This window comes from Halarchaeum salinum (assembly GCF_039520965.1).
GTDB classification, from domain to species: domain Archaea; phylum Halobacteriota; class Halobacteria; order Halobacteriales; family Halobacteriaceae; genus Halarchaeum; species Halarchaeum salinum.
The window spans coordinates 1-6,522 of record NZ_BAAABL010000061.1; the positions used below are offsets into that span (position 1 = coordinate 1).

Annotated in this window: 8 protein-coding genes; 4 read left to right on the forward strand and 4 right to left on the reverse strand. The window is 56.4% G+C overall.

Annotation, left to right across the window (positions count from 1 at the left end; translation table 11 throughout):
* From ABDZ36_RS10785 to ABDZ36_RS10795, 3 genes are all read left to right on the forward strand, one after another.
* Positions 1 to 1,313 (forward strand): OPT family oligopeptide transporter (locus tag ABDZ36_RS10785; protein ID WP_343749310.1); only part of this gene is annotated, 1,313 nt, incomplete at its 5' end.
* A 50-nt stretch (positions 1,314 to 1,363) separates the two neighbouring features.
* Positions 1,364 to 1,666: a PqqD family protein gene (locus ABDZ36_RS10790; RefSeq protein WP_229732400.1), complete on the forward strand. Its 303-nt coding sequence runs from the start codon at positions 1,364 to 1,366 to the stop codon at positions 1,664 to 1,666.
* A gap of 203 nt (positions 1,667 to 1,869) precedes the next feature.
* On the forward strand, positions 1,870 to 2,169 hold the full coding sequence (locus ABDZ36_RS10795; RefSeq protein ID WP_209590444.1) for a hypothetical protein: 300 nt from the start codon (positions 1,870 to 1,872) through the stop codon (positions 2,167 to 2,169).
* Positions 2,170 to 2,396: 227 nt separating this feature from the next.
* On the opposite strand, the gene ABDZ36_RS10800 is transcribed toward ABDZ36_RS10795, so the two are convergent.
* Positions 2,397 to 2,621: a hypothetical protein gene (locus ABDZ36_RS10800; protein ID WP_188873241.1), complete on the reverse strand. Its 225-nt coding sequence runs from the start codon at positions 2,619 to 2,621 to the stop codon at positions 2,397 to 2,399.
* A gap of 105 nt (positions 2,622 to 2,726) precedes the next feature.
* Positions 2,727 to 3,923: an AAA family ATPase gene (locus ABDZ36_RS10805; RefSeq protein ID WP_188873250.1), complete on the reverse strand. Its 1,197-nt coding sequence runs from the start codon at positions 3,921 to 3,923 to the stop codon at positions 2,727 to 2,729.
* A gap of 644 nt (positions 3,924 to 4,567) precedes the next feature.
* On the opposite strand from ABDZ36_RS10805, the gene ABDZ36_RS10810 reads away from it, so the two are divergent.
* The gene (locus ABDZ36_RS10810) at positions 4,568 to 5,518 is read left to right on the forward strand and encodes a transcription initiation factor IIB (RefSeq protein ID WP_211313602.1); all 951 of its coding nucleotides are present in this window, start codon (positions 4,568 to 4,570) and stop codon (positions 5,516 to 5,518) included.
* Between the two features lie 158 nt (positions 5,519 to 5,676).
* On the opposite strand, the gene ABDZ36_RS10815 is transcribed toward ABDZ36_RS10810, so the two are convergent.
* Both ABDZ36_RS10815 and ABDZ36_RS10820 read right to left on the reverse strand, forming a co-directional pair.
* Complete coding sequence (locus tag ABDZ36_RS10815; RefSeq protein WP_081641550.1) at positions 5,677 to 5,898, reverse strand: hypothetical protein; 222 nt, start codon at positions 5,896 to 5,898, stop codon at positions 5,677 to 5,679.
* 86 nt (positions 5,899 to 5,984) lie between these two features.
* Positions 5,985 to 6,245 (reverse strand): hypothetical protein, encoded by a 261-nt coding sequence (locus ABDZ36_RS10820; RefSeq protein WP_021780751.1) that lies wholly within the window; start codon positions 6,243 to 6,245, stop codon positions 5,985 to 5,987.
* Positions 6,246 to 6,522: the final 277 nt, after the last annotated feature.

The following is a 6,522-nucleotide window of genomic DNA, read 5'->3' on the forward strand; positions in this document are numbered from 1 at the left end:
TCGCTGAACTCATCCACCTCAGCGTTCACCCTGCTCTTTGGTGTGCTACTCGTTCTATGACACCCTCTATCGGGCCAAAAATCGCCGGATACGTGTTCGGTGGTGGGCTCATCGCGTGGCTAATGTTGATCCCGATGCTCATCACAGGTGGGTTTGCGCCCGAAGCCGCCGACGCCGGACTAATGGCGCAAGCAAACGCCGTGTGGGATCAGTATATTCGCTACGTCGGTGCAGGGGCGATGATCGTCGGTGGCTTCCATGCTATCATCTCGATGCGGAAGACGATTACCGATGCACTCGGGACCGCCGCTGCAGAGCTTCGTGGTTCCGCGAACACCAGTCCCTCTTCGCAAAAACGAACGCAGCGCGATCTGTCCATGAAGTTTGTCGGGGGTGGTGCCCTGCTCGTTATGCTCGCACTCGTCGTTCTGCCTCAAGTCCAAGTTGGATTGATCGGCGGTGTTATCGCTGTTATTGCTGCGTTCCTTTTTGTTGCGGTTTCTGCATATCTCGTCGGTGTCGTCGGGAGTTCCTCAAACCCTGTTTCTGGGATGGCAGTCGCAACGATCCTCATCGCCGCGCTCGCAATGAAATCCACCGGTGTTACCGATCCAGTTGTCGTATTAGTGACTGCGTCGGTCGTCGCAATCGCAGCGGCAGTCGCGGGAGACACTTCCCAAGACCTGAAAACGGGCTATCTCCTCGGCGCTACTCCACGGAAACAGCAGATCGCACAGCTTGTTGGAATCACCATCTCAGCCGTATTCTCTGGAGCGGTCCTGTATTTCTTCAATCAAGCGTACGGTATCGGAAGCAGTACTATTCCTGCACCCCAGGCTGGTATGATGGCGCTGATCTCTGAAGGGGTACTTACGGGGACTGCGCAGTGGGGCATGATACTCATCGGCGCCGTGTTCGCGTGCGTATTGATTCTCATGCGAATTCCGGTGCTCCCGTTCGCAGTCGGGATTTATCTCCCAATTACACTTGCGACTCCGATCTTCCTTGGCGGGTTGATTCGTGGCGGGGTTGATCGATACGTCACACGTGTTGACGATAAAGACGGAACTCGTGCTGAGGAAACGACGTATCGGGGCCGGATCGTCGCCGCTGGCCTCATCACCGGCGAGGCTATTATGGGAATTGTCATTGGCGGGCTATATATTACGGGTGTCGGTGAGAGTGGCGGCGCCCCCTTCCCGATCGGGTTCTCATCTGCTCTTCAGCAAGCCCTTGGCGTCGTCGCAGTGATTATACTCGTTATTCTTTTCACAGCCAGCATTCTGCGTGCCCCATCAGGAACGAGCCAATGAGCACGTATGATCCTAACTCGGTTCCGGTTCGCAGGTGTGCCGACTGGACGATGACGACTGAGAATGGGACACGCCATGCTACGATCACATGGGAAATACAAGCCCGAAATCGTATCGATCAGGTTTTGTTTGAATTATTTAGAACGGATCGAAAACGCAAACTCACCCTTGATCCAGTAGGATCAACAGTCTGGAACTGCTGTAACGGCGACTATACCGTCGCAGATATCGCTACCGTTATCGCCGAGGAATATGACGCACAGCGCGTCGAGCCAGTTGACGAGACATTATCATACTTCCTCGTACAGCTCAATGAACGCGGACTCCTTTCATTCCGTGGTACAGACCGATAGCGCATACCGATGGTGTCTAGATGAAGGTGACCGGTCGCGGACGCTGTTGACGGTGCCGACAAACTCTACGGTAGTCACGTTCGATGGTACCCAGTGTTAACCAACACAGCCGTCCATAGTCCGGAAGTGTTGGTTAAGAGTGGGCGACGAGGACGGTCATGGTGCGAGGTATACTTGGCACGCGATTCCATATGGTTGATTGAATGGCAGATGATGACCCGGTCGTCCACTGCGAACTCGCTGACAGCGTGGATCTTCGCGCGGGACTGGAGGCCGCGTACATCGAACATCTGGAGGTAGACGCCGACCGGACGATCGTCATCTACCAGAGTGCCATTCTGATGGTGGTCGCGACCGATGGCGACGCGACGGCGGCCCACGCGTTCGACGTCGAACTCTGGGAACCCCCCATCCACACTCACGATTTGGGCCCCGACGAGGTTCTTGCGGAGTTCGTTGAGGACTTCACTACGGCGTTGCCGACGACACGCCAGTCAGGGTAATACTCGCTCCAGTACCTCAGCCCAGCTGAGGACTTCGGCGAGTACGTCCTCAATGTGAAGCCGGCGAAGGGAAGGATAGAGTACTCTCAGCCGGCAGAATTGCTGGTCTGCATCACTGCAGTATCAGTACGATTTCGTGCTTACTGATCTAGTCGTGTACCACGGGTCGTTGTGGAAGACAAGTACGCACCACACAGATCCTTCCGGGATTGCGAGTGTATCCTCGGTTATCCAGCAAGCTCGGCAATTTGGAGCAGGACTCCAGGAACAACGATGAGAACGAGACCGACGATGATGAGAACGACAGGAACGACTAGAGTGATATTGGTAAACAGCCAGACACCGATTCCGGCAAGGATAGCAAGCAGACCGAGGATGCGAAATACCCATATAATGGCTCCTTCAAGTCCTGAGTCTGCAAGCAGATCCAGAACATCGAGTATCTCGTCCATATTCTTCCTACGCAATCTCTACACATAATATTACATATCTACGCACACTTCCTGCACTTAGTGATCCCATCTAGGACCTATGATGGCCATAGCTGGCGGCGGTCCCTACGTTGGCGTACTGTCGATTGATTCGCGGACGTCGATAACGGTCTCAATGTCCATATCGACCTCCCAGCGATAGCTGCGGCCACCTCCCTGTCCGCGGTTTTCTTCGGTACGGAGGAGGAAGCCGAGCATGTTGAGGTCGTCGAGGTGGCCGCGGATCGACTCAAGCGTTGTCAGTGGGTCGACGTTGTGGTCGCGGGCGACTGACTGGTAGCGGTTCATCACTTGCTTCGTGCGTGCGGTGTCACCAGTGTCCCGCTGGTGGAGTGCGAGCGCTTCCAGAACGAGCTGGCAGTGCATCGTCTGATCGGCGATCTTGTCTTTGAGCTGGCCGCGTGAGACGCTCTCGTGAATCGCTTCGACGTGGTCGGCGGTAACGAGGTCGTCGCCGTTCTTCTCGGCGTTATCGCCAGCCCCAAGCAGGAGGTCGATCGCTTGCCGTGCAGACCCATCGTCTTTCGCCGCGAAGGCCGCACACGCCTGAATCGCAGAGGGGTCACACGCACCGTCGACAAATGCACGCTCGGCACGATGTTCGAGGATGGTACTGAGTTCGGTTGCGTCATAGGTGGAGAAGGAGATCTCTTGCTCCATCAGCGTGGATTTGACCTTGGAGGAGAGGGTATTGCGGAAGGTGTAGTTGTTGGAGATGCCGATGATGCCGACGCGAGCGTCCTCGAGGTAGCCGTTGGCGCGTGCACGGGGGAATTCATAGAGGAGACTGTCTGGATCGGAGAGATGGTCGATCTCATCGAAAACGAAGAAGTGTGTCCCTCCGACACGCTCCATCTCCCGATAGAGGCGTTCGAATGCGTCGGCTTTGCTCGGGCCTTTTGCGGGGAAGCGGTCGCCGCTGGGCGGAATGAGGTTATTGATGAGTGTACGGACGATCGAGTAGACGCTCTCGTTGTTACAGTTAACGCGGGAGATATGGACATCGTCGGCAGTGTCCCGCTGGTCGACTTCGGCTTGGAGTTCGGTGAGGACGTAGTTGGTGACGGCGGTCTTCCCGACGCCAGCTTTGCCGAAGAGGAAGACGTTGTCCGGGGTGCGGCCGAAGACGGCGTCGGAGAGCGCGTGTTTGTACTCCTCGATTTCGGCTTCGCGCTCAAGGATCTCGTCGGGTTGGTAGTCCTCTTTCAGGACGTCCTTGTCTTGGTAGATGGTGTCGTCGAGATCACCGAAGAGCCCCATGATGGCTTATCGATCGCACTCGATAACCATAAAGGTAGGTTGGAGTGTTTGGACTGTTCTGAGTGACCGATCTCTTTAAGTCATATAGGGGGAGGTCATTTGGAGTGTTCGATACAATAAGAGAGGGAGAAGGCTCGATATTCGAGAAGTTGCCGGAATGCATAGATATATTCTATGGACTAGATCCCTCTAGTCTAGAACTAGCCTACTAGACAACACAACAACAACCACACTATACCACACACTACAGCATCCTACGTCATTCTTCCCATATTCTCATAAATTCGCACTCCTCACAGCTTCTCGCCCCCGGCAACACTCCAAATGACCTCTTGATCCTCTTCCTCGCTCTACCCCTGGTCACATTCAAACCACTGAACACTCCAAATGACCCCTCCCCCTCTCGGTTCCTCTCATCTGGCCTTTCCGAACCGGCCACTCCTCACTATGTTTCCCGGAGTACGATCTTGATCGTCGTCGCGACCGACGGCGGTGCACGCCGAGTGCGGCGAACTCTAGAGACCATCCGATTACGGTCTAGATCCAGAAAACATTCCTGTCGGATTGATACTTGGGACTGAACCGATGCTGTCTGGGACTGGCAGTAGGCAAAGACCTATATTTGATTAGAGGGTGTCACAAGGTGAATGGAACGGCCGACTCGGGAACGCAGCGAAGAGCAGGCCGAGCAGAAGCAGACCAGCGACGAGACCCAGCACTGCCCGGAGTGTGAGTCGACGAGTATCGTCACGGATCAGGGCGAGCGGCTCTGCGAGGACTGCGGGCTCGTTCTCGACGACGACCAGATTGACCGCGGCCCGGAGTGGCGGGCGTTCAACTCGAACGAGCGCGACCAGAAGAGCCGCGTCGGTGCGCCAACCACCCAAACGATGCACGATAAGGGCCTCACCACCCAGATCGATTGGAAGGACAAAGACGCCTACGGGCGGACGCTCGACTCGAAGAAGCGCAATCGGATGCAGCGGCTGCGCAAGTGGCAGGAGCGCATCCGAACGAAAGACGCCGGCGAGCGCAACCTCCAGTTCGCCCTCTCCGAGATCGACCGCATGGCGTCCGCGCTCGGCGTCCCACGCTCGGTTCGCGAGGTTGCGTCGGTTCTCTATCGGCGCGCCCTCGATGAAGACCTCATCCGCGGGCGCTCTATCGAGGGCGTCGCGACTGCCTGTCTGTATGCAGCCTGCCGACAGGAGGGCATCCCACGCTCGCTCGAAGAGGTCGCGGAGGTGTCCCGCGTCGGCAAGAAGGAGATCGGACGCACCTATCGCTACATCGCCCAAGAGCTCTCCCTCGAGATGGAGCCCGTCGACCCCAAGCAGTACGTCCCACGGTTCGCCAGCGAACTTGACGCCTCTGAAGAGACGATTGCGAAGGCCAACGAGATCATCGACACCTCTGCTGAGCAGGGTCTTCTCTCAGGCAAGAGCCCAATCGGCTTCGCAGCCGCCGCTATCTATGCCGCTGGCCTCCTCTGCAACGATAAAATGACCCAGCGCGAGGTCGCTGACGTCGCGAACGTGACCGAGGTCACCATCCGCAACCGCTACCAGGAACAGATCGAAGCAATGGGCTTCGAGTAAGGTTCATGTAGTGCTCTTCTGAGGGAGGGGGTCGGTTCTGTGACACGGCAGCGGCCATGCTCATCGCTAAGTGTTTGAGGTCACATGGAACTATATTCGGTTGACGTCTTGTCCGGTGAAGTCGTTAGGTCGGACTGGGGACCGACTAGGCTGCTCGATTAGCAACAACTGTTTTCAGTGGGATTCCACTCGCAGGCATCGCCGGTTGTGAGGTCGTTCTCGTCGATATATGCCGAGAGACAGGCGTAGTTACAGAAGTATACGGGCGACCCGCAGTCGTCGTCACAGTCACGTACACAAATCGGGTCATGGTCGAAAATCCGCGAATCACAGTATGCACACGTCTCACCTGAATCAGGAGTCTCAACGGTCGTGGACATACCGATACTACGAGATGAACGTCGGAAAGCGTTTCGTGGCAGTTGCCAATGAGGTCGTCTGAACGTAGTGACCGACTGGCCGTCGGTCACTCGAATACGGTTTCGGTGACGCGGAGCGTGCCGTTCGCCTCATAGAGATAGCCACGTGTGAGCAGGCGCTCGACGGCGTACTCGCTGTCGCTATGCTCCGCCGAGAACGCGTTCGCCTCGTTGAGCAGCGCATAGGCTTCCTCATACGTAAGGTCACTCTCCTGGCCATCAGCGGCGTCCGCGAGAATCTGGTAGGCCTCCTGGACCCAGTCTGGGAGTGGCGGTCGTGGATCGGACGGATCTGAGAAGCGCGTCATGGGGGCTCGGAGCTCGTAGATGAGTGTACGACTGGTGCGCTTGTGAACCGTCCTATCGACGACTACAGAACCGGTGTAAGTAGCCCAGTAGCTCCTATTTCGGCATCCCTCGGCGTCCCAAAGCCGCGTTACGTCAGCGATGCTTTCAGAAACCTTGTCATCTTCATGTGATACAAAAGGCAAGAACAGCCCAGAAGAGGACTACGACCGAGGGTGTCATAGAAGAGTTCTCATGGTTTGCTGAATCAGCTCTAACGAATTGAAAGCGCCGTACACT